The sequence below is a fragment of the Actinomycetospora sp. C-140 genome, assembly GCF_054796175.1.
Genome location: NZ_JBTWNF010000014.1, coordinates 142,906 through 166,905, shown reverse-complemented (window position 1 = coordinate 166,905; position 24,000 = coordinate 142,906). Strand labels below are relative to the sequence as shown.

Genomic DNA, 24,000 nt, shown 5'->3' with positions numbered 1-24,000 from the left:
GTCACGGCGTTGCCTTCGTACGGCTGCTCGACCGTCAGTTCATGTCCTCGACCTGGATGATCGGGCCTTCGCGGAAACCGATCATGTCGAAGCCCGGCGCGGGCAGGGTGCTGTCCAGGAAGACGGTGACGGCGAGCTTGTAGAGACCGCTCACCTCGGTGCCCGGATCGGCCTCCTGCAGCTTGTTGGCCGGCACCGTGATGGTCGCCGTGTAGTCCCGCTGGTTGGGGTCCGCCGCCACCGACTCGTTCGTCCCCAGCAGCCCCTCGAAGCCGGCGCCGATCGACTCGGCGTACGCCGACACGACCCAGTTGCTCGTCCGGCCGCTGAGCCAGAGCGGCACGTCGGTGCCGCTGAGCGTCCACGCCACCGTCACCTCGAACGGCTTCGTGGGGTCGACGACGCGGTTGCCCTGGTGGGGCGGCTGAGGTGCCACCGGGTCGATGACGAGAAGAGCGGTGATCTCGCCCTCGATCTCTCCGGGCCGGTTCGGATCGAACTGATCCATGATTCCTGCTCCTTGTTCGCTCCCACGGCCCGGTCCGGACCGTGTGCGACGCAGGCTAGGAATACCCTCTGAGCCCATCGGATCGTCAGCGCTGAGCAGCGTCGCTCAGCCCGGCCTCAGCGACGGCGAAGCCGCCCGGCACGACCTCTCCACGTCGATCTCTCGGGAGTGTCGCCAGCGGTCGACCCTCCTGACACTCTCGAGAGATCACATTGGAGAGCCCAGCGACATCAGGGGTCGACCGAGGCCGACATCGACAGACCGAGGCTCCCACCGGAGTGCATGGCGAAGAAGTCGCCGCGATCGATCACGACGAAGCCGCCGCCGCGCCGGAGCACCACCCGGCGTCCGCAGGCGGAAACGGGACAGACCAGGAGCAGCTCGTCGCCGTTGTCGGCCTCGACGGTCATGCGGTGCTCGTCCATATCGAGGAACGAACCACGCCACGTGTGGGTTCCGCGTCGGGAGATCCGGGTGTTCCGCTCAGCGGCGACGGCCGCCGGGGCGGTCGGCGGTGTCGTCGAGGTCGACGCCGACGTGCTCGTCGAGCCACTGCCCGAGGGGCTCGAGGCGGCGCCAGGTGGTGGCGACGCGGTCGGCGAGCTCGGGGGTGTGCAGCTCGTCCGACGGCGGCCAGGAGCGCCAGGCGAACAGCGCCTTGTGCCGCATCAGGTCCAGGCGCGGGTGCTCGGGGTCGACGCCGCGCGGCCGCGACTTGAGCTGCTCGCCGGCGATCGTGAAGTCCTCGGCGCGCAGACCCTCGACGATCGAGGCCAGCGCCGGCCCGTGGCGGTCGTCGTCGATCGCCGCCCGGAAGCGGGCGACCTGGGCCGAGGTCATCCGGTAGTAGCCGGTCGCGACCATGACCCCGTCCGCCGACACCTGGACGTAGTGGTGGCCCGCCGTCGCGCCGCACTGGACCTTGTAGGGGGTCTTGTCGGCCGCGAACCGCACGTCGCGATAGGGCCGGAACACCTTGCCCGCGCCGAACTCCGACTCGAGGTCGGCGAGCAGCGCGAGCATCGGCGCCCGCACGTGCTCGTCGTAGATCGTCTTGTTGTCGGTCCAGTACGCCTTGGTGTTGTCGGCCTCGAGGCCCTCGTAGAAGTCGACGACCGCCTCGCCGAAGCCCGGGAACGTCACGGGGTCCATCCTGGCGTGTAGACACGAGCCGTGTCCGGGAGCGTGCACGAGTCGGTGCTCGACGCCATCGGGGCCACCCCGCTGATCCGGCTGCGCCGGGTCACCGAGGGCCTGGCGCCCCGCGTCTACGTCAAGGCCGAGTGGCAGAACGCCGGTGGCAGCGTCAAGGACCGGGCCGCGCTGTGGATGGTCCGGGCCGCCGAGCGCTCCGGGGCGCTGCGGCCGGGCGGCGTGATCGTCGAGGGGACCTCGGGCAACACCGGCATCGGGCTCGCGCTGGTCGGCGGGTACCTCGGCTACCGCACCGTGATCGTCATCCCGGACACGACCGCGGTCGAGAAGGTCGCGACGCTGCGGGCCTACGGCGCGGAGGTCGTCGCGACGCCGGCCGGGCTCGCCCGCGAGGACCCGCGGCACGTCATGAACCTGGCGGCCCGCCTGGCCGGTGAGATCCCGGGCGGCTGGCTCGCCGACCAGTACGACAACCCCGCCAACCCCCAGGCCCACCGCGACACCACCGCGCCCGAGATCTGGGAGCAGACCGACGGCGCGGTGACCTGCTTCGTCGCCGGGATCGGCACGGGCGGCACGCTGTCGGGCACCGGCGCCGCGCTCCAGGAGAAGGGCCCGGTCCGCGTGGTCGGCGTCGACCCGATGACCTCGGCCTACGGCGGCGGGGACGGCAGCCCGTACTACGTCGAGGCGATCGGCCACTACCGCCACCCCGACACCGTCGACGACCCCTGGCCCGCCAACTGGGACCGGGCGGTGGCCGACGAGATCGTCCGCGTCGACGACCGCACGACGATGCTCACGGCCCGCCGGCTGGCCCGCGAGGAGGGTCTGCTGCTGGGCGGGTCGTCGGCGACGGCCGTGGCCGCCGCGCTGCGGGTCGCGCGGGACCTCGGCCCGGACGACGTCGTCGTGGTCGTCGCGCCCGACTCGGGCCGGGCCTACCTGTCGAAGTACTTCGACGACGGGTGGCTGCGCCGGCTCGGCTTCCTCACCGAGCCCGGCCCCGACGCCACGTCGCCGCTGGTCGACGAGCTGCCGATCGCCCCGCTGCCGGTGGTCCGGGCGTCGTGGACGGTGGGACGGGCGCGGACGGAGGTGGGCGCGAGCCCGGCGCCCGCCCCCGTGGCCCGCGACCGCGAGGGACCCCCGGCGCCGTCGGAGGTCCTGGGCGCGGTGACCGCCGCCGACCTCGACGGTCGCCCCGACGACGCCCCGGTGCGCGACCTCGCCCGACCGGTGCCGCCGAGCGTGGGGGCGGGGGAGGACCTGACCTCGGCCCGGGCCGCGCTCGGCGACGCGGCGGCGGCGTGGGTGGTGCGCGACGGGCGGCTCGTCGGTCTGGTGACGCGGGACGTGCTTGCCCCGGCGGACTAGTGTGCGGGACATGAGTACGACCTTCGCCCACACCCCGCACCCCGCCCCGGCGACCGCGGAGCGTGTGGCGGAGGTACTCGCCGCGCCCGGGTTCGGGAAGTTCTTCACCGACCACATGGTCACGATCTCCTGGAACGCCGCCGAGGGCTGGCACGACGCCCGGGTGGGCCCGTACGAGCCGTTGTCGATGGACCCGGCGTCGGTTGTCCTGCACTACAGCCAGACGATCTTCGAGGGCCTCAAGGCCTACCGCTGGGCCGACGACTCGGTGCACGCGTTCCGCCCGGAGGCGAACGCCGACCGGATGGCGCGCTCGGCCGAGCGTCTCGCGATGCCGCCGCTGCCGCGCGAGCTGTTCGTGCAGTCGCTGCACGAGCTGCTGGCCGTCGACCACCGCTGGGTGCCGGCGGCCGGCGGCGAGGACGCGCTCTACCTGCGGCCGTTCATGATCGGGTCGTCGACCGGCCTGGGCGTGCGGCCCAGCGAGGAGTACCTCTACCTGCTCATCGCCTCCCCGGCCGGCGCGTACTTCCCGCGCGGCCTGGCGCCGGTGACGGTGTGGCTGTCCACCGACTACGTCCGCGCCGTGCCCGGCGGCACCGGCGAGGCCAAGTGCGGCGGCAACTACGCGGCCTCGCTCGCCGCGCAGGCCCAGGCGTCGGCCCAGGGCTGCGACCAGGTGGTGTGGCTCGACGCCCTCGAGCACCGGTGGATCGAGGAGATGGGGGGCATGAACCTGTTCTTCGTGTTCACCGACTCCTCGGGCGCCGTCGAGGTCGTCACCCCCGAGCTCTCCGGCTCGCTGCTGCCCGGCGTGACGCGGCGGTCGCTGCTGGAGCTGGCGAAGGAGGAGGGCGCCACGGTCACCGAGCGCCGCATCTCCACCGACGAGATGGAGAAGGAGGTCGCGGCCGGGCACCTCACCGAGGTGTTCGCCTGCGGCACCGCGGCGGTGATCACGCCGGTGGGGACCGTGAAGTACGAGGGCGGTGAGTACGACATCGCGGACGGCAAGCCCGGCGCGATGACCCAGCGCCTCCGCGAGCGCCTCACGGCCATCCAGCGCGGTGCCGCCGAGGACCACCGCGGCTGGATGCGGCGCCTGCTCTAGACGCGGTCAGCCGAGGGTCGACACCGCCAGGGCGGCGGTGACGGCGAGCTCGGCGCACGCGCCGAACACGTCGCCCGACACGCCCCCGAGGCGCCGCCGGGCGTGGGCGGCGACGAGCACGACGACGGCGGCGGCGAGCAGCGCGGCGCCCGGTGCCCGCAGGCCGAGCACCGGGACCGCGGCCGCCGCCAGCACGACGGCCCAGGCCGGGGCGACCCACACCGGCTGGGTGCCGGCGACGAGCGCGCCGAGGCCGTCGGGCGACGCCGCCGGCACCCCGCGGCGGGCCACCCAGGCGAACGACGCGCGCCCCAGCCCGAGGGCGAGCCCGCCGGCGACGGCCGCGACGAGCACGCCCTGACCGGCGAGCGCGCCGAACGCCGCGGCCTGCACCCCGAGCACGACGACCAGCCACACGACGGCGAACGCACCGGTGCCCGGGTCGCGCATCACCGCGAGCGTGCGGGCGGCGTCGCCGTGGCTGCCGAGCCCGTCGGCGAGGTCGGCGAGCCCGTCGAGGTGCAGGCCGCGCGTGGCCGCCGCACCGAGACCGACGGCCACGAGCCCCGCGAGCAGCTCCGGCGCGCCCGCCGCCACCAGACCGGCCGCCGCGGCACCCAGCACCCCGCCGAGGACCAGGCCGACCACCGGCACCACCGCGATCGCGACGCCCGCCGCGGGCCGGTCGACCCGGGTGGCCCGCAGCGGCACGACGGTGAACATCGCGACGGCCAGCGCTACGCCGGCGCGGACGGCCGCCACCTCAGGCGGTGATCGCGGTGGCCGCCCGGACCAGACCGACGGCCGCGAGCGCCCCCGTCGCCTGCCCGGCGCGCATCTGCAGGTCCAGCAGCGGCTCGAGGGCCAGCACGTCGAGCGCGAGCGCCTGGGCGGGCTCGGTGCACCGCGTGCCGGCGACCCACCAGGACCGGGCCCCCGGGGCCTCGGTGTCCGCGAGCAGCGCGGCCACGCTGGTCGCGGCGCCGTCGAGCACCACCGGGGTGCGCCGGCGCGCGGCCTGGGCGAGGAAGCCCGTCAGCGCGGCGAGGTCCGCGCCACCGGCGACGCGCAGCAGGCCCTGCGGGTCGCGGCCGACGGCGCGGGTGCGCCAGAGGGCGTCGCGGACCGCCGCGGCCTTGATCATCCACCGGCGGTCGTCGATCCCGCTGCCGCGCCCGACCACGGCCACCGGCTCGCGACCCGTCGACGCCGCGGCGAGGACCGCGGTCGGGGTGCTGACGCCCACGGCGAGCTCGCCGACGACGAGCAGGTCGGCGCCCTCGTCGACCTCCTCGTCGGCCACCTCGCGGCCCGCGCGCAGGGCGGCCGCGGCCTGGTCGTCGGTGAGCACGTCCTCGACGTCGAGGCGCCCGCCGCCGCGGACCACGGCGCGGTCGTCGCGGGCGTCCCCGACCACCGGTGCGGCGAGCCCGACGTCGACCACCCGCAGGCCCGCCCCGGCGGCCTCGGCGAACCGGCAGGCCGGCGCCGACCCGTCCCGCGCGGCGGCCACGCGGGCCGCTGTCTCGCCGGGCTCGTGGGCGGAGACCCCGGCCGCGGCGATCGCGTGGTCGGCGGCGAAGAGCACGGCCCGCACCCGGCGCGGTTCCCGGGCGGGCGCGCGGCCCTGGCAGGCGGCCAGCCAGGCGGCGAGCTCCTCGAGACGCCCGTAGCTGCCGTCGGGCCGGCCGGCGAGGGCCTCGCGGCGCGCCGTCTCGTCGGGCGGCGCCACGCCGGCGCGGGCGGCGCCGGCCGTCGAGCCGTCGACCACGGGGTGCACGGACGTCTCCTTCGCGGGCGGAGGGGTGGACCGACCGTAGCCGGAGGACGCGGTCACCTCAGGCGCAGGGGCAGCCCGGCCACCAGCAGCCACACCTCGTCGCACACCGCGGCGAGCGCCTGGTTCAGCGCGCCGAGCTCGTCGCGGAAGCGCCGGCCCGCGCTCGTGGACGGCACGACGCCCAGCCCGACCTCGGCGGAGACGAGCACCAGCTCGCCGGCGAAGCCGGACACCGCCGTCACGAGCTCGGCGCGCGCAGCCTCCACCGACGGCGCGTCCCGCTCCCAGCCCGCGTCGTCGAGGAGGCCCGTCACCCAGGTGGCGAGGTCGTCCACGAGCACCGGATCAGCGGGCGCCGTGCCGAGCACGGCGGGCAGGTCGGCGTCCTCGACGGTGCGCCACCCGGCGGGTCGGCGGGCACGGTGCACGGCGACGCGGTCGGCCCACTCCGGGTCGGCCCCGGGGTCGACGCCCCGGGCGGTGGCGACGTAGAGGGCCGCGGCGGCCGGGTCGAGCAGGCCCTCGGCGTACGCCGACTTGCCCGACCGGGTGCCGCCGAGGACGAGCGTGCGGGCGATCTCGCGGACCCGCTAGTCGATCCTGGTGCCGCGGGCGACGCGCGGCTTGGGCATGCGCAGGCGGCGCAGCTGGGTGGCGCGGGTGAAGGCGTACCAGCCGAAGGACAGGCCGCCGACCTGCTCGTTCGGGAACTTCGCCCGCACGCGCGTGACGACGTAGCGCCCGAGCATGACGCCCTCGAGCGCCATCATCACGAGCATCACCAGGCAGACGAGGCTGCCGAACGTCTGCACCTGGGGCACCGGGACGATCACCGTCACGAAGATCACGATCGCCAGCGGCATGAACAGGCCCATGAGGTTGCGCCGGGCGTCGACGAGGTCGCGGGCGTAGGCCCGTGCGGGACCGCGGTCGCGGGGCAGCAGCACCGAGTCGTCGCCGGCCATCATGCGCTTGCGACGGTCGTCGGCCTTGGCCTTGCGGTCCTCCTTGGTGCCGCGCAGCGCCTTCGCCCGCTTCATGGCCTCGCGCTGGGTCTTCGGTGCCGGCGCGACGGGCCCGCGGCGCTTGCCCTGCGCGTCACGGCGCGACGGCGTCGGGCGGCCCTTGGCGGCGGTCTGCGCGCGCGTCTGGTCGCCGACGACGACCGTCTCGCGACCCTCGTCGTCCGTCGTGTCGTCGACGGGCCCGTCGGTGGCGGGCGCGGAACCGCGGCGCAGGAAGTTCACGCCGCCCAGGATAGGACACCGCGTCGAGGGTCGAGCTCCGCTTCGCTTCGTCTCCGCCCACCCCTACCGTGATCGCTCATGCGCGTCCTCCTCGCCCCCGACTCCTTCGGCGGCAGCCTCACGGCCGCCGAGGCCGCGGCCGCGATGGCGCGGGGCTGGGGGCGCTCCGTGCCCGCCGACACGACGGTGCTGCTGCCGCTCGCGGACGGCGGGACGGGGTTCGTCGAGGTCCTGCACACCGCGCGTGGCGGCACCCGGCACCAGGTGGAGGTCACGGGCCCGCTCGGGGAGCCGACGACGGCGACGTGGCTGGAGCTCGAGTCGACGGCCTACGTCGAGTCGGCGTCGGCGTGCGGGCTGCACCTGGTCGCGGAACGCACCCCGGAGACCGCGGCGGCCGCCACGAGCCGGGGCGTCGGTGAGCTCGTGGCCGCGGCCGCCGCGACCGGGCCCGCGTCGATCGTCGTCGGACTCGGCGGTTCGGCCTGCACCGACGGCGGCGCGGGTCTGCTCGCCGCGCTCGGCGCCGTGGCGCGGGACGCGGACGGGACGCCCCTGCCCGACGGCGGCGGCGCGCTCGACGTCGTCGCCCGCCTGGACGGCCTGCGCGACGCCCTCGCGGCGCTGGCGGGGATCGACCTCGTCGTCGCCGCCGACGTCGACCACGTGCTGACGGGCCCGCAGGGCGCCGCCGCGGTGTTCGGGCCGCAGAAGGGCGCGGACGAGGAGACCGTCGCCGCGCTCGATGCGGCCCTCGCCACCTGGGGCGCCGTGCTGGGGGAGGCCTGCGGGGACCCGGGGCTGGTGGAGCGCCCGGGCGCCGGGGCGGCCGGTGGTCTCGGCGCCGCGCTCGCCGCCCTGGGGGCCCGGCGCGTCGCCGGCGGCCAGCTGGTCCGGGAGGTCGCCGGGCTGGACGAGGCCCTGGACCGCGCGGACCTCGTCGTCACCGGTGAGGGCGCGCTCGACGAGCAGTCGCTGCACGGCAAGCTCGTGTCGGTGGTGGCCGCGCGGGCGCGCGAGCACGGCGTGCCGTGCATCGCGCTGGCCGGGCAGGTGCACCTCGGCGGGAACCAGGCGCTCGAGGCCGGGATCGAGAGCGCCTACTCCGTGGCGGCCGACGCCGGGTCGGTCGAGGCCGCCCTGGCCGACCCCGCCGCGCGGCTGGCCGACCTCGCCGAGGGCGTGGCGCGGCACTGGGGTGCTCGTCCGCCGGGAGACGGACCGGAGGGGAGCTCGACCCGTCGGGACGGGTGATCCCGCGCACGCATGAGGCACGGCCCCACGTGTGCGAGCATGGAGACAGGCCGCGGGGGCGGGTACACCGGTCCCGCGGGAATACACGGCACCGCGACCAGTTGTGCCGAGTACGTGCACTGCGTCCCGGGAGCTCAAGGGAGAACCATGACCGTCGAGAACCCTGCCGCGCCGACCGAGGCCGAAGCCAAGCCGCACGGCGTCGAGCTGACCGACACCGCCGCGGGCAAGGCCAAGGCCCTGCTCGACCAGGAGGGTCGCACCGACATGTCGCTGCGCATCGCCGTCCAGCCGGGTGGCTGCGCAGGGCTGCGCTACCAGCTCTTCTTCGACGACCGCAGCCTCGACGGCGACCTCCAGCGCGACTTCAACGGCCTGACCGTCGCGGTCGACCGCATGAGCGCCCCGTACCTCCAGGGTGCGGTCATCGACTTCGTCGACACCATCGAGAAGCAGGGCTTCACGATCGACAACCCGAACGCGGGCGGATCGTGCGCCTGCGGCGACAGCTTCAACTGAGCCACACGCACGACGGCCCCGGACCTCACCGAGGTCCGGGGCCGTCGTGTGTCTGACGGCTGCTACGCCAGGCCGGGCACCTCGGCCGCGACCTTCTCGCGCAGCTTCTCCGGCGGCTGGGCGCCGAGCTGGGCGACGACGTGCGACGCCGCGACGGCGCCGATCCGCCCCGAGGTGGCGTGGTCGAGCCCGTGGGTCCAGCCGTAGAGGAACCCGCCCGCGTACGCGTCGCCGGCCCCGGTGGTGTCGACGAGCTCGTCGGCGTCGCGGACCCCGACCTCCTCGACCGAGCCGTTCGCGTCGTACACCGTCGAGCCCTTCGGGCCGTGGGTGACGACGACGACCTCGCAGTTGCCGCCGTGGCCGCGCAGCAGCGAGGTGACGGGGTCCTCACCGACCAGCGCCGCGACCTCGTCCTCGTCGGCGATGATGATCTCGACGTTCTCGCGCGCCAGCTCGCGGAAGTACTCCCGGTGGCGCTCGACGCAGCCGGCGTCCGAGAGCGTCAGGCCGACACGGGCCTCGCTCTTGGCGGCGGCGTCGACGATCTTGCCGATCGTGGCGCGGGCCTGCTCGGTGTCGGCGAGGTAGCCCTCGATGAGGCTGACCTTCGAGCCCGCGACGTCGTCCTGCTCGATGTCGTCGGGCCCGAGCGCGGTGCAGGCGCCGAGGAACGTGGACATCGTGCGCTCACCGTCGGGCGTCACCATCACCAGGCAGCGGGCCGTCGCCGGGGAACCCGACAGGGCCGGCGTGGAGAACGCCACCCCGTGCGACCGGATCGACTCGGTGAACGAGGTGCCGAGCCGGTCGTTCGAGACCTTGCCGACGTAGCCGCTCTCGGCGCCCAGGGCGGCCGCGATGGCGGTGGTGTTGGCGACGCTGCCGCCCGAGCGCTCGGTCGTGTCGCCGGCCTCGGTGTAGAGCTTCTCGGCCTGCGCCTCGTCGATGAGCGTCATGCCGCCCTTGGGCAGCTCGTGCGCACGGATGGTGTCGTCGTCCGTGCGGAACAGCACGTCGACGATGGCGTTGCCGATCCCCAGTACGTCCATGCCTACCTCTCGAATCGCACTACGTCCTTCGGACCAGCGATCGAGCCTAGGTGAAACTCAGGGCAACCGGGACCGGACCGTTGCGTGGCGCACGTTCACGCATACACCGGGTAGTTGGGTTCCGGGATCTCCGGGCGGATGCGCCCCTCGACGAAGATGCCGTGCCAGAGCATGAACACGAGCAGTGTCCAGATGCGCCGGGAGTGATCGACGGGACCCGCGCGGTGCTCGTCGATGAGGCGCAGGACGGCGGCCTTGTCGATGATCGCGTCGGTCTGCGAGTCGCGGACGATGCCGCGCGCCCAGTCGAGCATGTCGTGGGCGAGCCAGTACCGGATCGGGACGGGGAACCCGAGCTTGCGGCGGTTCAGCACGTGCGGCGGCACGATCCCGTCGATCGCCCGGCGCAGGGCGTACTTCGTGGTGCCGTGCGCGACCTTCTGCTCGGTGGGCAGGTGCGACGCGACCTCGAAGACCTCGCGGTCGAGGAACGGCACGCGCAGCTCGAGCGAGTTCGCCATGGTCATCTTGTCGGCCTTGACGAGGATGTCGCCGCGCAGCCAGGTGAACAGGTCGACGTGCTGCATGCGCGCCACCGGGTCCCAGGAGCCCGAGTCGGCGTAGAGGGGCGCGGTGACGTCGACGTGCGAGAGCTCGGGGTCGTGCCCGCGCAGCACCGCGCCGAGCTGGTCGTCGCGGAAGATGCGGGCGTTGCCGTAGTAGCGCTGCTCGAGAGGCAGCGCGCCGCGCCGCAGCAGGTCCTTGCCGCGCATGCCGTCGGGCAGCCGGGTCGAGAGGGCCCCGGCGAGCTTGCGCACGGCGCCGGGCAGCTTCTCGAACGGCGCGAGCGACAGCGGCTCCTTGTAGATCGTGTAACCGCCGAAGAGCTCGTCGGCGCCCTCGCCCGACAGGACGACCTTGACGTGCTTGCGGGCCTCGCGCGCCACGAACCACAGGGGCACGAGCGCGGGGTCGGCCACCGGGTCGTCGAGGTACCAGACGATGAGCGGCAGCGAGTCCATCATCTCCTGGGCGGAGACCGTGCGGACCACGTGCCGCACCCCGATGGCCTCGGCCGACTCCTTCGCGACGTCGACCTCGGAGTAGCCCTCGCGCTCGAAGCCGGTGGTGAAGGTGATGAGGTCGGGGTTGTGCTCGCGGGCGAGCGCCGCGATCGCCGTCGAGTCGACGCCGCCGGAGAGGAACGCCCCGACGGTGACGTCGGCGCGCATGTGCTTGGCCACCGAGTCGCGCAGCACCTCGGTGATCTCGGCGTGCAGGCGCGCCTCGTCGTCGACCGGCTTGGCGTCGAACTGCGGGGTGAAGTAGCGCTCGGCGCTCAGCGGCTCGCCGGGGGAGACGACGAAGCTCGTCCCCGACTCGACGCGGCGGATCGAGCGGTGCAGCGACAGCGGCTCGGGGACGTACTGCAGCTGGAGGTAGTGCTGCAGCGCGGTGGGGTCGGGCGCCGTGATGGGCTCGCCGAGGGCCGTGGCCAGCTCGAGCAGGCTCTTCTTCTCGCTGGCGAACGCCACACCGTGCGGGCCGGCGGCGAGGAAGAGCGGCTTGATGCCGAACGGGTCCCGCGCGCCGAAGAGCACCTTCTCGTGCGTGTCCCAGATGAGGAACGCGAACATGCCGCGCAGCCGGCGGACCGCGTCCTGTCCCCAGACGTCGTACGCGGCGACGATGGCCTCGGTGTCACCCTCGGTCGCGAACGTGACCCCGTGGTCGCGGGCCAGCTCCTCGCGCAGCTCGAGGTAGTTGTAGATCTCGCCGTTGAAGACGATGCGGTAGCGGTCGCTCGCGTACGTCAGGGGCTGGTGCGAGCCCTCGACGTCGATGATCGACAGGCGGTTGAAGCCGAGGACCACGTCGTCGTCGTGCCACGTCCCGGACTCGTCCGGGCCGCGGTGGCGCATGCACTCGAGGCTCGCGCGCACCGCGTCCGCCCGCGCCGCGCCGGATCCGTCGGGCGTGATCAATCCCATCAGGCCGCACACGCGTCCGCTGACACCTCCGCTTGCCGGTTTCGCGTTCCCGCCCCGCGGGCGTGCCGGGGGGCCGCCCCAGTATGCCGACGGTCCTCGACGGGCCCGCCTGTGGGCGACCCGCCGCGCCCCTCCGACAGCGCGTAGTGGCTCGCTCGGCTAGTCTCCGCACCGACGTCGGGGCCCGGGTCCACCGGGCCGCCCACCACGACGCCGTCGGGTCGGATGACCAGGGGCGACGAGGGGGACCCGCCCGAGGAGGAAGGCAGCCAGCAGTGCGCCGAGATGGGACGCCGGTCCGGAGCCGCACCGGTCGCGTGCGCCGGGCCGTGGGCCTGGCTGCGGCGGCCGTCGCCGTCGCCGTGACCACCTCCGGCTGCTCCGTCGAGGAGGTCCTGCGCTTCGGCTGGCCGATCGGGGTCACCCCCGAGGCCACGCAGATGCGCACGCTGTGGACCTGGGCCGCGGTCGCCGCGCTGATCGTCGGTGCCCTCGTGTGGGGGGCGACGGCGTGGACCGTCGCGTTCCACCGCAAGAAGGCCGGCGAGTCGGACCTGCCGCGGCAGTTCCAGTACAACCTGCCGCTCGAGCTGGTGCTGACGGTCGTCCCGCTGATCATCGTCGCGGTGCTCTTCTACTTCACCGTCGTCGTGCAGAACGTCGTCGACCGCACCGCGACCGGCAACGAGCTCAAGGTCGACGTCATCGGCTTCCAGTGGAACTGGGAGTTCTCGTACCCGGACACCCGCGGCCCCAACGGCCTCCCGGCGTCCACCGTGGGCTCCACCGGCCAGGTGCCGCTCCTCGTGCTGCCCACGAACCGGCCCATCGCCTTCACCCAGGACTCGCAGGACGTCATCCACTCGTTCTGGGTGCCGGAGTTCCTCTTCAAGCGCGACGTCCTGCCCGACCCGGAGAAGAACGACCAGAAGAACACCTGGGTCATCGACCGGATCGAGCAGCCCGGGGCCTTCGTCGGGCGCTGCGCCGAGTTCTGCGGCGCGTACCACTCGATGATGAACTTCGAGGTCCGGGCGCTGCCGCCGGAGCAGTTCGACCAGTTCCTGCGTCTGCGCACGCAGGTGAACCCGCAGACCGGCCAGGGCTACACCACGCCGGACGCCCTCGCGGCGCTGAACTGCGGCGAGCTCTGCAACCCGGAGGCGGTCACCACGGCGCCGTTCGACCCGAACCCGACCGCCCGCCAGGCCTTCAAGTGATCATGCGCACCCAGAGAGCGAGGACCCGATGAAGGTCGAATCGCGCATCTTCGAGATCCTCACGGTCTTCTGCTTCGTCTGCGCGATCGTGTACGGGATCCTCTCCGGTGAGGAGGTCGGCATCGTCGGCCTCACGCTCACCGGCGGTCTGACCCTCATCGTCGGGACGTACTTCCGGTTCGTCGCCCGGCGCCTCGAGGAGCGCCCGGAGGACAACCCGGAGGCGGAGGTCTCCGACGGCGCCGGCGACCTGGGCTTCTTCAGCCCGGGCAGCTACTGGCCGATCGCCGTCGCCGGCGGCGTCGCCTTCACCGGGCTCGGCGTCGCGATGTGGCAGTGGTGGCTCATCGTCCTGGCCGGCATCGGCCTGCTCGTCGCCATCTGCGGCCTCGTCTTCGAGTACCACGCCGGTCCCTCGGCCCACTAGTCCCACCCGCCCGGCCTCGCTCCGTGCTTCGGAGTGGGGCCGGCGTGCGTCCGCGGTGTGTCCCGCCCGGCGCATTGGTCGGCGGGGCTGACGGAGCGAACGCGCTGTTCGTGCGCAGAGAAGCAGCGAACGGCGCGTTCGTGGCGGGGGAGTGGGCGCTCGCGGCGCCGGGTGAGCGCTCGAGGCGTCGGGGCGGGCCTCGGGCCGTGCAGGAGACCAGGGCCCCCTCCCTGGCCGCAGGAGTGCGTCGAGGTGCCGAGAGTGCGTCTGACGGCGCGCTGAGCTGGGAACCGGGGGGCAGGGGGTGCGACAGGCGTTGCCCGGAGGGCCGGGGCCGAACGAACGGCGCTTTCGCTGCTACCGAGGCAGCGAGAGTGCCGTTCGTTTCTCTTGGAGGGCCCGCCCTGACGGGCCCGGACGGCCCCACGCCTGACGCCTCGTGCCTGAAGGCGCCCCTGATGTGCCCGGAGCGGCCGTCTGGTGCCTCGAGGGGCCGTCCTGGTGCGTGGGAGGGGCCAGCGCCTGACGTGCCTGGAGGGGCTCGCCCGAGGAGGTGCCTGGAGGGGCCCGCCCGAGGTGTCCGGAGGGGCTGCCCGAGGTGCCTGGAGGGCATCGGGCGGCGCGGATCCGCGCCGCGCCGCCGGGCCACGCGCCGCAGCCGAGATCAGGGGCGCGTCATCCACCCCGCGGACGCTCCGGCGGTGCACCAGGTGCTCGTGATCTCGGGCTCGCGCGGGTGCGAGGGCCAGCTCGGCGCGCGAGCGGCACGTTCGGCACCTCGCGCGGCCTCTCGATCATGCGGAACGTGCCCCTCGCGGCGCGTCAATGGAAACGACGGCGAGCGGCCGGCGCGGGCAGCGCCCGGGCGCGGCGTGTCGGCGCGGCGAGCGTGTGGCGATCCTGGCGTCACACGCCAGGAAAGCCGCATTCCTCGTACAGGGGAGCTGACCACACAGACGACGGGCCGGGAGCGTCGGTGACGCTCCCGGCCCGTGTCGGACGTGCGGGCGGTGCTATTCCTGGATGTCGCGCGGGCGGCCGGCGTCGGGACGCCCGGCGAGCTCGCGGGACTCGGTGGACCCGCTCGGCTCGATCTCCAGCGGGTCGCCGCCGTGGGGCCCGCCGGTGAGCTGGTCCTGCTCCTCGGCCGGGTCCGGGCGGAACCAGCCGCCCTTGAGCGGCTTGCCCGCAGAGCCCAGGTCGTTCATGCGCTTCGGCACCTTGGCGCCCTGGTAGGCCAGCGGGACGGCGTGACCGTGCTCGTCGACCCCGCCCAGGGGCTGGTGCACCTCGATGAACTCACCGTGCGGCAGCCGCTTGATGTGCCCGGTCTCGACGCCGTGCTCCAGGACCTCGCGGTCGCTGCGCTGGAGGCCCAGGCAGATCCGGTAGGTCGCGAAGTAGACGAGCGGCGGGAGCACGAGCAGCCCGATGCGGCCGATCCACGTCATCACGTTCAGGGAGATGTCGAACGTGTAGGCGAAGATGTCGTTGCCGCACGCCAGGACCAGCCAGAAGTAGAAGGTCATGGCCATCATGCCCGTGGCGGTGCGCACGGGGACGTCGCGCGGACGCTGCAGCAGGTTGTGGTGGGCGTTGTCGCCGGTCAGCTTGCGCTCGATGATCGGGTAGAGCGCGAGCAGCGTGGTGAGGATGCCCATCCCGATCACGGCCGGGAAGAAGATCGCCGGGATCGTGTACCGGCCGAACAGGTACATCTCCCACGAGGGCCAGAGCCGGACCGCGCCGTCGAACAGCGCCATGTACCAGTCGGGCTGCGAGCCTGCGGAGACCTGCGTCGGGTCGTACGGGCCGAGCTTCCAGATCGGGTTGATCTGGAACCAGCCCGACATGATCGCGGTGGCGCCGACGACGACGGCCGTGAAGCCGCCGCCCTTGCTGGCGAACGTCGGCAGGATGCGGACGCCGACGACGTTGCGCTCGGTGCGCCCGGGCCCGGGGAACTGGGTGTGCTTCTGGAACCACACCAGCGCCACGTGGACCGCGATGACCGCGGTGATGATCCCCGGGAGCAGGAAGACGTGGACGATGTACAGGCGCGGGATGATGATCGTGCCCGGGTACTCGCCGCCGAGGATCGCCCAGTGCAGCCACGTGCCGATCACCGGGATCGACAGGACGATCGCGGAGAGGCCGGTGCGGATGCCGGTGCCCGAGAGCAGGTCGTCGGGCAGCGAGTAGCCGATGAAGCCCTCGATCATGCCGGTGAGCAGCAGGACGACGCCGAGCACCCAGTTGGTCTCGCGCGGGCGGCGGAACGCTCCGGTGAAGAACGTCCGCATCATGTGGACGATCATCGCCGCGACGAACAGCAGCGCCGCCCAGTGGTGCACCTGGCGGATGAACAGGCCGCCGCGCACGTCCATCGAGATGTTGATGGACGACTCGTAGGCCATCGACATCGTCACGCCGCGCAGGCCCGAGTAGCTGCCGTCGTACGTGGTCTCGGCCATCGACGGGTCGTAGAAGACGGCCAGCCAGGTGCCCGACAGCAGCAGCACGATGAAGCTGTACATCGCGATCTCGCCGAGCATGAACGACCAGTGCGTCGGGAAGACCTTGTTGATCTGACGACGGACGCCGCCGGCCGGGTGGATGCGGCTGTCGATCTCGTCGGCGGCCGTGCCGACCAGCTTCATGGCCGTGCCGCCGCCCTTGCGGGTGGGTGTGGTGATCGAACTCATGAATTCCGCTCCCAGAACGCCGGCCCCACCGGTTCGATGAAGTCACTGCGTGCGTACAGGTAGCCCTGATCGTCCACGCTGATGGGCAATTGCGCCAGCGGACGCGTGGCCGGGCCGAAGACGGGCTTGGCGAACTCGTTGGCCTGGAACTGCGACTGGTGGCACGGGCAGAGGATCCGCATCGTCTGGTCCTCGTACAGCGACGTGGGGCACCCCATGTGGCTGCAGATCTTCGAGTAGGCGAAGAGCGTGCCGTAGTTGAAGTCCTCCTGGCCGGCCCGCTTGATGACGGGCACGTCCGGCCGCAGGCGGATGAGCATGACCGGGGAGTCCGACGACCGGACCGTCTCGGCCACGTGCTCGGGGTCGACGAGGTCGTCCTCGCCCAGGACGGCCTCGCCGCCGTTCGCCCCGGCGGTGAGGAACTCGGCGAACACGGCCGGGTCCTTCACCTCGTCGGCGTGGAACGGGAACACGGTCTCCATCGCGCCGGGCTCGAGGTCGCCGGACCGCACCAGGACGACGTCCTTGGAGTTGCCGTCGAACTTGCGCACGTAGACGCGCTCGCCGTGCAGCGACTTCCACTGCGTCACCAGCAGAGGGGAGTTCGGCCCCTCCTTCCACGGGTTCTTGACGAGCCCGCCGAAGGCCGCGACGAGGACGCCGATGCCGAGGACGCCGCCGGCGGCCCCGACCGAGCGGATGATCAGCTTGCGGCGGCCGATCCCGCTCTGCTGGCCGGCCTGCACGAGGCGGGCCGCCGCGGTGCGGCGGTCGAGCTCGGAGGACCGGCCGTCGTGGCGCTGCTGGATCGTGAGGTCCTCGGGCAGCAGCTTCTTCGAGTACGCGATCACGCCCATGCCGGTGGCGAGGACCGCGACACCGAACGTCGTCCCGATGATCGGCGTGTAGAGCGCGTAGACCCACGCCCCCTCGTCGGTGCCCGGGCGGTACTCCCACGGCCACGCGATGAAGGCGACGATGAACAGCAGGCCCGCGACGGCGGCGAGGATGAACCAGCCGGCCACCTGGCGGACCGCGCGCTTCTCGGCCCGCGTGCCCGGCACCGGGAAGCGCTCGCGGCCCGAGACGACCTCGATGTCGTCGATCTGGTTGCCCAGACGGACGAGGTCGTCGGTGCTCATCTGCGCGAGCTCGGCGTCCGAGGGGATGCGCGGGCCGTCCGACGGGCGGTTCTCGGTGGGCGCGTTCGCGCCGTGGTCAGCGGGGCTCACTGGCGGGATCCGATCCAGAGGGAAATGCCGATGAGGGCGGCGATGCCGACGAAGAAGGCGACGAGGCCCTCGGGCACCGGGCCGAAGCCGCCGAGCCCGTTGCCGCCCGGGTTGACGCCGGTGTTGTTGCTCGACACCGACTTGATGTAGCCGATGATGTCGCGCTTCTCCTCGGGGGAGAGCTGGGAGTCGGCGAACGTGGGCATGTTCGCCGGGCCCGACAGCATCGCCGCGTAGATCTGCTGCTCGTTCGCCGGGTCGAGCACCGGCGCGAACTTGCCCTGCGAGAGTGCGCCGCCGCGGCCGGTGAAGTTGTGGCAGGACGCGCAGTTGAGACGGAACAGCTCGCCGCCGCGGCCGAGGTCCTCGCCGCGCAGCTCCGCGCCGTTCGCGACGGCCGGCGTCACCGGTCCGCCGCCGTTGGCCTGGACGAACGCGCCGAGGGCGTCGATCTGCGCCTCGTCGTAGCGCGGGGGCTTGCGCTCCGCCGCCGCGCCCTGCGCGGCCAGCGGCATCCGGCCCGTCGAGACCTGGTAGTAGACCGAGGCCTCGCCGACGCCGACGAGGCTGGGCCCGCGTCCCTGCACGCCCTGCAGATTGGTGCCGTGACAGGTGATGCAGGAGTTGTCGTACAGCTGCTGACCCTCGCGCACGATCGCCGGGTCGGCGGCCTGCGCGGCGTCCGGCTTCGGGGTGAACACCGTGTAGAGGCCGCCGACGGCGACCAGGGCGACGCCCAGGGCGAGCAGCCCCGAGAGGCGCCGCCGCATCTTGCTCCCGCGACGCGCCCGCGTGCGGGCGGGGCGGGGCTTCTCGTCACTCATCGGGTGCCCAACCTCGAGCTCTCCTCGCTGATGGTCCTGGGGGTCCGGCGACCGGGGTGGTGGTGTCGCTGCCATCGGTCAGCGGATGAAGTAGATGACGGCGAACAGGCCGATCCAGACCACGTCCACGAAGTGCCAGTAGTACGAGACGACGATCGCCGCCGTGGCCTGCGCCGGGGTGAACCGACTGAGGAACGTGCGGGACACGAGCAGGATGAACGCGATCAGGCCGCCCGTGACGTGCAGCGCGTGGAACCCGGTCGTGATGTAGAAGACCGAGCCGTAGGAGCTGCTGGAGATCGTCGTGGCGTGCTCGGTGACGAGCGTGTGGTACTCGTTCACCTGCCCGAGCACGAAGATCAGGCCCATCACGAACGTCACCGCGTACCAGCGCCGCAGACCGAACACGTCGCCGCGCTCCGCCGCGAACACGCCGTACTGACACGTGAACGACGACGCCACGAGGATGATCGTGTTCACCAGGGCGTAGGGGATGTCGAGCTCGGTGGGCTCCGGCGGCCAGCCCTCGGTGGCGTTCGCACGCGCGACGAAGTACATGGCGAACAGCCCGGCGAAGAACATCAGCTCGCTGGAGAGCCAGATGATGGTCCCCACGCTCACGACGTTGGGCCGGTTGAGGGAATGAATCCTCGCGCTGAAAGAAGGCGCCGGCGCACCCTGGGCGGTCGTCACGGGCGTCATGATGACACCTCCGACCGACACCAGCCCGTCGGGGCGAGCCCCCGCGGTGTCGCGTCGCGGCGGCCCGTGCGGCCGGGTCCGTACCCGCGCCGACCTGCACCGCCCCTCACCTGCGTGTTCTCCTACCCGCCGTCGTACGTCGGCTCGTCGTACGGATCTGTCGCTCGCGTGCCGTCTGCTCGTGACTCTCCGGGGTGACCGCTAACATCGCCGACCATGGAGGACACGCGATGACCGCTCCGGGCCCCACCCTCACGGTCGTGGTGATGAGTCATCGCGCGGAGGTGCGCGAGGCCATCGCCACCGCGGTCGGGCGCCGGCCCGCGCCGGACCTGCCACGCCTGCGCTTCGTCGACGCCGCGAACGTCGCGGACGTGCTCGGTGCCGCCGACGCCGGCGAGATCGATCTCGCCGTGCTCGACGCGGAGGCCCAGCCCACGGGCGGGATGGGCGTGTGCCGCCAGCTCAAGAACGAGAGCGCCGACCCGCCGCCGGTGATCGTCGCCGTCCGCCGCCGGGACGACCACTGGCTCGCGACGTGGTCGCAGGCCGACGCCGTGCTGGTGCAGCCGCTCGACCCCGTGACCGCGGCCGAGACCGTGGCCACGGTCCTGCGCGAGCGCGCCCGCCCCGTCGTCCGGGGATGACCGCCGGCGTGCCGCCGACCTGGCCCGCGCTCATCGGGCGCCTGCTCGCGGGCCAGGACCTCGCCGCCGGCGACACCGAGTGGGCGATGGACCAGGTGATGTCCGGGGAGGCGTCGCCCGCCCAGGTCGCGGGGTTCGTCGTCGCCCTGCGCGCGAAAGGGGAGACGGCGCCCGAGATCGCCGGACTGGCGACGGCGATGCTGGCGCACGCCAGGGCGGTCGAGGTCCCGCCGCCCGTGGTCGACATCGTCGGCACCGGTGGCGACGGCGCGCACACCGTGAACATCTCGACGATGTCCGCCGTCGTCATGGCGGCCGCCGGGGCGCGCGTGGTGAAGCACGGCGGGCGCGCCGCGTCCTCCCAGAGCGGGTCGGTGGACGTGCTCGAGGCCCTCGGCGTCCCGGTCGACCTCGGCCCCGACGCCGTCGCGCACTGCGTGGCCGAGGTGGGCATCGGCTTCTGCTTCGCGCAGGTGTTCCACCCCGCGATGCGGCACGCCGGCCCGGTCCGTGGCCAGCTCGGTGTCCCGACCGCGTTCAACCTGCTCGGCCCGCTGACCAACCCGGCGCGACCGGGGGCCGCGCTCATCGGGTGCGCCGACGTGCGGTTCGCCCCGATCCTCGCCGAGGTCCTCGCCGCCCGCGGCGACCGCGCCGTCGTGGTGCGCGGCGACGACGGGCTCGACGAGGTCACCACCGCCACCACCACGACCGTGTGGCACGCCGGCCCGGCCGGGGTCCGCGTCGAGACCCTCGACCCCGCGGCGCTGGGTGTGCCGGCCTCGGGCCAGGAGGCCCTGCGCGGCGGCGACGCCGCGCACAACGCCGCCGTCGCCCGCGCGGTCTTCGCCGGGGAGGCGGGCGCGGTGCGGGACGCCGTGCTGCTCAACGCCGGCGCCGCGCTGGCCGCCCACGAGGAGGCCGTCACCGGGACGCCGATGACCGACCTGCACGCGGGCGTCGCCGCCGGGCAGCGCCGGGCGGCCGAGGCCGTCGACTCCGGGGCGGCCGCCGCGCTGCTCGACCGGTGGTCGGCCGTGGCGCGGGAGGCCCGGGGCTAGCTGGCCCTCATCGGGACCTGGTCGAGTGTCTAGTCGAGCCCGACCGAGAACGCCGACGCGTCGTCGCGCGCCGAGTACGACCGGAACGCGATGTGCGTCGACGTGCTCCGCACGCCCGTCACCTTGGACAGCCCGCCGGCGATGACCTCGGCGAGCTGCTCGTGCTCGCGGACGCGCACCACGGCGACGAGGTCGACATCGCCCGCGCACGAGTAGACCTCGGCGACGCCGTCGAGGTCGGCGATCGCCTGCGCCGTCTCGGGGATGCGGTCGGCGTCGGCGTGGACCATCACGAAGGCCGTGATCACGGAGCTCTCCTCGGCGGCGTCGGTGGGGCCCGCAGTCTAGGGGCGCGCCGCGGGCGAGGGCGGAGGGCCCGGACCCGGTGCGGGTCCGCCGCGATCCTCCAGGGCCCACCCACCTGGTCCCGCGGAGCGGGCGATCTCTCGTGTCACGGCCGCCGCTCCCGTCTCAGTGCTCCCGTGCGTCCCGGGACCACCGCGGGCGAACGCCGCATTTCCGCGGGTGAGTTCTCGGCGAACGGCTCCGCCGTTCGGTCTCCGCGATTCCCCGGGGGCGTCGGACACCCGTACGCCGTCCGGCGTTCCGCCCGTGGGCGAACGGGGGTCCGCGACGCCCGTTTCTGCTGCTCGGTGAATCGTGGCTCGCGATCTGTATCGGTTTCTCGTTCTCCTGTGTCCGGACGATCTCGGAGTTGAGGACGCCATTCCGGAGTTCTACGGCCCCGAACTTGCAGCCGTTGGGGTGAACAAGCGCCCCAACGGGTGAGGGGGGAAGGGACGTTGGTGACGGAGGATCGGAACGGCGCTGCGCGCGCTCCTCTCCCCGCGCGGACGCCGCGCGCCGCACTGGCCGCGAAGCGCGAGTACTGGGAATGGCGGCGGCCCGGACCGGACCCGCTCGCCGGGCCGGTCCCACCCCTCGCGCCCGCCACGGCCGGCGACGGCGCCGACGGGGTCGGGACCGCACCACGGGGGGAGTCGCGGGCCGTCACCCCGATGGTGGTGCCTCCGCCGCCACCGCCGTCTCGGCCTCCGCTGCCGCCCCCGCCCGCGTCCCCGGTCCCGTCCCCGCCTGCGTCCCCGGTTCCGTCCCCACGCGCGGCCCGGCGGAGGCCGGTCGCCCCGGGCCGCGACCTGTCCCGCGAGGCGCCGCGGGGCGACGAGGGCGGCGCCGGTCGATGGCACTCGGCGTTCGACGACCTCGCGGGTCTGCCCGGCGCCGAGTACGTCGCGAGCGTCGACGACGAGACCGGCGCGTGCCTGCGGGAACGCGGCGAGCGCGACGAGCAGGTGGATGCGCTGCTCGGGTGGGCGCGGCGTACCGCGGCCGTGTCGGCCGACCGTCGAGGGTCCGTCGAGGACATCGTCGTCACGACGCCGACGGCCCACCACCTCCTCCGTCCGCTCGACGCCCCGAGCGGGAGGCCGGCCTGGGTCCACCTGCGGCTCGGACGACCGCGCGGGAACCTCGCGATGGCCCGCCAGCAGCTCGCCGAGCTCGGTCGGGACGCGACGGGCCCGCGGTCGCTCCCGCCGGCACCGTCCCGGATCCCCGCGCCGCGCCCGCCCCGGCCGTCCCCGCTCCCGCCGCTCTCGTCGTCGGTCCCGCCGCCGTCTTCCTCGCTCCCGCCGCCGTCGTCCTCGCTCCCGCCGCCCTCATCGCCGCCCTCACGGCCCCCGACACCGCCGTCGCCGCGGCGACCGGAGCCCGACCGCGCGCCGGCGGCCCCGTCGCCGCGACCGACCCCGGCGCCGATCCCGGCGCCGACTCCGGACCCCGCGCCCGATGCGGACGGCCGGCCGGACGACCACGCGGGCGACGAGCCCGGCGAGACGGCGTCGCGTCCGGGCGCCGTGTCCCGGTGCCTCGCCGTGCTGCGCGACTTCGTCCACGGCCCCGATGACGATCCCGACCCCCGTCGGCGGGCCGTCCGCCCACCGACCCCGCCGACGCCGTCCGTCTGACCCGACACCCCGAGGAGAACACCCATGGCCGATGTCGACTACGTCCTCAACGCCGCCGCGAACATCAAGGGCGCATTCGCCGTCGCCCTCGTCGACTACGACAGCGGGATGACGCTCGGCTCGCGCGGCGGCAGCGCCGAGTTCGATCTCGACGTGGCCGCGCCCGGGAACAGCGAGGTCGTGCGGGCGAAGTTCGACGTCATGCAGAAGCTGGGCCTGCGCGAGACGATCGAGGACATCCTCATCACGCTCGACACGCAGTACCACCTGATCCGCCCGATCTACTCGAGCGGCGACGACAAGTTGTTCTTCTATCTGGTCCTGAACCGCCAGCAGGCCAACCTGGCGATGGCCCGCCGCGATCTCAAGATGATCGCGCAACGATTCTTCATCGACGATCCCGGAGCGGCCGCGGGCCCGGCCATGGCGACGCTGGCCGAGCCCGGCTACTCACAGCAGCCCGGCCCGCGCTGACACGACCACCGGCCGCCGAGGAAGGGAGCACCGTGGCCCGCCATCGCCACGTGGTGTGCGTCCGCGACGACGGCCTCTCGGCGGTGCTGCGCCCGCTCCTCGACCACCGGTGGATCGCCGCGGCCACCCTCGTGGACGCCGCGAGCGGGTTCGTGTTGGACGGTTACGCGACCGGCCGCGACGACGTGGACGTCGAACGGCTCGGGACCGGCCACGCCGAGCTGGCGCGCGGGGCCGCGGCGATCGACGGGGTCGGCGGACCGTCCGGAGAGGTCACCGTGGCCACCGGTGACGGCCGGCGACACCTGCTGCAGCCGCTCGCCGACCCGCACGGGGACCACCTCGTGCTCGTGGTGGTCGTCGAGGGCGGCGCGCTGCGTGCCCGGCGGGTGCGGCGGCGTCTGCGGACGGTGTCACCGGACGCCGTGACCGCCGGCCCGAGCCTGCGCCGCCGGCCCGTCGACGGAGTCTGGTCGTCGACCCCGTCCCTGGCCGACCCCGCCGCCACCCCGGACCCACCGACGGACCGTCAGGTCCCCGGGCGCGGTACGGCGGACCGGGAGCACCGCGCCGCGACGAGTGAGAACAGTCCGGAGCCGCTCCCACCTGCGGCCATGATCCCGCGCGCCGACCCGCCCGAGCACCCGGATCGACCGGCGGCCCGCGGCCCGACGGTGCGCGACGGACGGCGACGCGGCCTGTGAGGTGGTCGGCTCCCGGCGG

25 protein-coding genes are annotated in these 24,000 nt (G+C 73.7%); 11 read left to right on the top strand and 14 right to left on the bottom strand.

Annotation, left to right across the window (positions count from 1 at the left end; all coding sequences use genetic code 11):
- Nucleotides 1-34: 34 nt before the first annotated feature.
- The 3 genes from ACR9E3_RS22555 to ACR9E3_RS22545 all read right to left on the bottom strand — a co-directional run bounded on the left by ACR9E3_RS22555 (nt 35) and on the right by ACR9E3_RS22545 (nt 1,651).
- Entirely contained in the window at nt 35-508 is a 474-nt protein-coding gene (locus ACR9E3_RS22555; RefSeq protein WP_460382786.1) for a hypothetical protein, read from the bottom strand.
- A gap of 230 nt (nt 509-738) precedes the next feature.
- Nucleotides 739-918 (bottom strand): hypothetical protein, encoded by a 180-nt coding sequence (locus tag ACR9E3_RS22550; protein ID WP_460382785.1) that lies wholly within the window; start codon nt 916-918, stop codon nt 739-741.
- A gap of 73 nt (nt 919-991) precedes the next feature.
- Nucleotides 992-1,651, bottom strand: a complete 660-nt coding sequence (locus tag ACR9E3_RS22545) for a DUF2461 domain-containing protein (RefSeq protein ID WP_460382784.1) — start codon at nt 1,649-1,651, stop codon at nt 992-994.
- A 30-nt stretch (nt 1,652-1,681) separates the two neighbouring features.
- Here ACR9E3_RS22545 and ACR9E3_RS22540 point away from each other — a divergent pair, with 30 nt between their 5' ends.
- Together ACR9E3_RS22540 and ACR9E3_RS22535 are read left to right on the top strand one after the other, a co-directional pair.
- Nucleotides 1,682-3,040: a pyridoxal-phosphate dependent enzyme gene (locus tag ACR9E3_RS22540; RefSeq protein ID WP_460382783.1), complete on the top strand. Its 1,359-nt coding sequence runs from the start codon at nt 1,682-1,684 to the stop codon at nt 3,038-3,040.
- 10 nt (nt 3,041-3,050) lie between these two features.
- On the top strand, nt 3,051-4,151 hold the full coding sequence (locus ACR9E3_RS22535; RefSeq protein ID WP_460382782.1) for a branched-chain amino acid aminotransferase: 1,101 nt from the start codon (nt 3,051-3,053) through the stop codon (nt 4,149-4,151).
- Nucleotides 4,152-4,157: 6 nt separating this feature from the next.
- On the opposite strand, the gene ACR9E3_RS22530 is transcribed toward ACR9E3_RS22535, so the two are convergent.
- From ACR9E3_RS22530 to ACR9E3_RS22515, 4 genes are read right to left on the bottom strand one after another with little or no spacing between them, the layout of a single operon-like run.
- Entirely contained in the window at nt 4,158-4,913 is a 756-nt protein-coding gene (locus ACR9E3_RS22530) for an adenosylcobinamide-GDP ribazoletransferase (protein ID WP_460382780.1), read from the bottom strand.
- Between the two features lies 1 nt (nt 4,914).
- A complete protein-coding gene (locus ACR9E3_RS22525) occupies nt 4,915-5,931 on the bottom strand; it encodes a nicotinate-nucleotide--dimethylbenzimidazole phosphoribosyltransferase (RefSeq protein ID WP_460382778.1) in 1,017 nt (338 codons plus the stop codon).
- Between the two features lie 53 nt (nt 5,932-5,984).
- Nucleotides 5,985-6,509, bottom strand: a complete 525-nt coding sequence (gene cobU, locus ACR9E3_RS22520; RefSeq protein ID WP_460382825.1) for a bifunctional adenosylcobinamide kinase/adenosylcobinamide-phosphate guanylyltransferase — start codon at nt 6,507-6,509, stop codon at nt 5,985-5,987.
- Nucleotides 6,510-6,521: 12 nt separating this feature from the next.
- Nucleotides 6,522-7,178, bottom strand: a complete 657-nt coding sequence (locus ACR9E3_RS22515) for a DUF3043 domain-containing protein (protein WP_460382776.1) — start codon at nt 7,176-7,178, stop codon at nt 6,522-6,524.
- Between the two features lie 78 nt (nt 7,179-7,256).
- Here ACR9E3_RS22515 and ACR9E3_RS22510 point away from each other — a divergent pair, with 78 nt between their 5' ends.
- Both ACR9E3_RS22510 and ACR9E3_RS22505 read left to right on the top strand, forming a co-directional pair.
- Entirely contained in the window at nt 7,257-8,432 is a 1,176-nt protein-coding gene (locus ACR9E3_RS22510) for a glycerate kinase family protein (RefSeq protein ID WP_460382775.1), read from the top strand.
- Between the two features lie 147 nt (nt 8,433-8,579).
- Nucleotides 8,580-8,951, top strand: a complete 372-nt coding sequence (locus ACR9E3_RS22505) for a HesB/IscA family protein (protein ID WP_460382774.1) — start codon at nt 8,580-8,582, stop codon at nt 8,949-8,951.
- 62 nt (nt 8,952-9,013) lie between these two features.
- Here the strand turns inward: ACR9E3_RS22505 and ACR9E3_RS22500 are convergent, their stop codons facing one another.
- Together ACR9E3_RS22500 and asnB are read right to left on the bottom strand one after the other, a co-directional pair.
- A complete protein-coding gene (locus ACR9E3_RS22500) occupies nt 9,014-10,003 on the bottom strand; it encodes an adenosine kinase (protein ID WP_460382773.1) in 990 nt (329 codons plus the stop codon).
- 95 nt (nt 10,004-10,098) lie between these two features.
- Nucleotides 10,099-12,006: an asparagine synthase (glutamine-hydrolyzing) gene (gene asnB / locus ACR9E3_RS22495; RefSeq protein ID WP_460382772.1), complete on the bottom strand. Its 1,908-nt coding sequence runs from the start codon at nt 12,004-12,006 to the stop codon at nt 10,099-10,101.
- Nucleotides 12,007-12,323: 317 nt separating this feature from the next.
- On the opposite strand from asnB, the gene ctaC reads away from it, so the two are divergent.
- Together ctaC and ACR9E3_RS22485 are read left to right on the top strand one after the other, a co-directional pair.
- Complete coding sequence (gene ctaC, locus ACR9E3_RS22490) at nt 12,324-13,214, top strand: aa3-type cytochrome oxidase subunit II (RefSeq protein ID WP_460382771.1); 891 nt, start codon at nt 12,324-12,326, stop codon at nt 13,212-13,214.
- A 28-nt stretch (nt 13,215-13,242) separates the two neighbouring features.
- Nucleotides 13,243-13,641, top strand: coding sequence for a cytochrome c oxidase subunit 4 (locus ACR9E3_RS22485; protein ID WP_460382769.1), 399 nt, complete (start codon nt 13,243-13,245; stop codon nt 13,639-13,641).
- A 1,013-nt stretch (nt 13,642-14,654) separates the two neighbouring features.
- Here ACR9E3_RS22485 and qcrB read toward each other — a convergent pair.
- The 4 genes from qcrB to ctaE form a co-directional block, all read right to left on the bottom strand.
- The gene (gene qcrB, locus ACR9E3_RS22480; RefSeq protein WP_460382768.1) at nt 14,655-16,346 is read right to left on the bottom strand and encodes a cytochrome bc1 complex cytochrome b subunit; all 1,692 of its coding nucleotides are present in this window, start codon (nt 16,344-16,346) and stop codon (nt 14,655-14,657) included.
- Nucleotides 16,343-17,581: a cytochrome bc1 complex Rieske iron-sulfur subunit gene (gene qcrA, locus ACR9E3_RS22475; RefSeq protein WP_460382767.1), complete on the bottom strand. Its 1,239-nt coding sequence runs from the start codon at nt 17,579-17,581 to the stop codon at nt 16,343-16,345. The genes qcrB and qcrA overlap by 4 nt, the downstream gene beginning before the upstream one ends.
- Nucleotides 17,578-18,405 (bottom strand): cytochrome bc1 complex diheme cytochrome c subunit, encoded by an 828-nt coding sequence (gene qcrC, locus ACR9E3_RS22470; protein WP_460382766.1) that lies wholly within the window; start codon nt 18,403-18,405, stop codon nt 17,578-17,580. The genes qcrA and qcrC overlap by 4 nt, the downstream gene beginning before the upstream one ends.
- Before the next feature lie 78 nt (nt 18,406-18,483).
- The gene (ctaE, locus tag ACR9E3_RS22465; RefSeq protein ID WP_460382765.1) at nt 18,484-19,107 is read right to left on the bottom strand and encodes an aa3-type cytochrome oxidase subunit III; all 624 of its coding nucleotides are present in this window, start codon (nt 19,105-19,107) and stop codon (nt 18,484-18,486) included.
- A gap of 230 nt (nt 19,108-19,337) precedes the next feature.
- Here ctaE and ACR9E3_RS22460 point away from each other — a divergent pair, with 230 nt between their 5' ends.
- Together ACR9E3_RS22460 and trpD are read left to right on the top strand one after the other, a co-directional pair.
- Nucleotides 19,338-19,754, top strand: coding sequence for a response regulator transcription factor (locus ACR9E3_RS22460; protein WP_460382764.1), 417 nt, complete (start codon nt 19,338-19,340; stop codon nt 19,752-19,754).
- Nucleotides 19,751-20,815 carry an anthranilate phosphoribosyltransferase gene (gene trpD, locus ACR9E3_RS22455; RefSeq protein ID WP_460382763.1) on the top strand — a complete coding sequence of 355 codons (1,065 nt, stop codon included), beginning with the start codon at nt 19,751-19,753 and terminating at the stop codon, nt 20,813-20,815. Before ACR9E3_RS22460 ends, trpD begins: the two co-directional genes overlap by 4 nt.
- Nucleotides 20,816-20,844: 29 nt before the next feature.
- On the opposite strand, the gene ACR9E3_RS22450 is transcribed toward trpD, so the two are convergent.
- Complete coding sequence (locus ACR9E3_RS22450; RefSeq protein WP_460382761.1) at nt 20,845-21,123, bottom strand: Lrp/AsnC family transcriptional regulator; 279 nt, start codon at nt 21,121-21,123, stop codon at nt 20,845-20,847.
- Between the two features lie 498 nt (nt 21,124-21,621).
- Here ACR9E3_RS22450 and ACR9E3_RS22445 point away from each other — a divergent pair, with 498 nt between their 5' ends.
- From ACR9E3_RS22445 to ACR9E3_RS22435, 3 genes are read left to right on the top strand one after another with little or no spacing between them, the layout of a single operon-like run.
- Nucleotides 21,622-22,803, top strand: a complete 1,182-nt coding sequence (locus ACR9E3_RS22445; RefSeq protein WP_460382760.1) for a hypothetical protein — start codon at nt 21,622-21,624, stop codon at nt 22,801-22,803.
- Nucleotides 22,804-22,827: 24 nt separating this feature from the next.
- Nucleotides 22,828-23,277: a hypothetical protein gene (locus ACR9E3_RS22440; protein WP_460382759.1), complete on the top strand. Its 450-nt coding sequence runs from the start codon at nt 22,828-22,830 to the stop codon at nt 23,275-23,277.
- 32 nt (nt 23,278-23,309) lie between these two features.
- Nucleotides 23,310-23,981 (top strand): hypothetical protein, encoded by a 672-nt coding sequence (locus ACR9E3_RS22435; RefSeq protein WP_460382758.1) that lies wholly within the window; start codon nt 23,310-23,312, stop codon nt 23,979-23,981.
- The last annotated feature ends 19 nt before the right edge of the window (nt 23,982-24,000 follow it).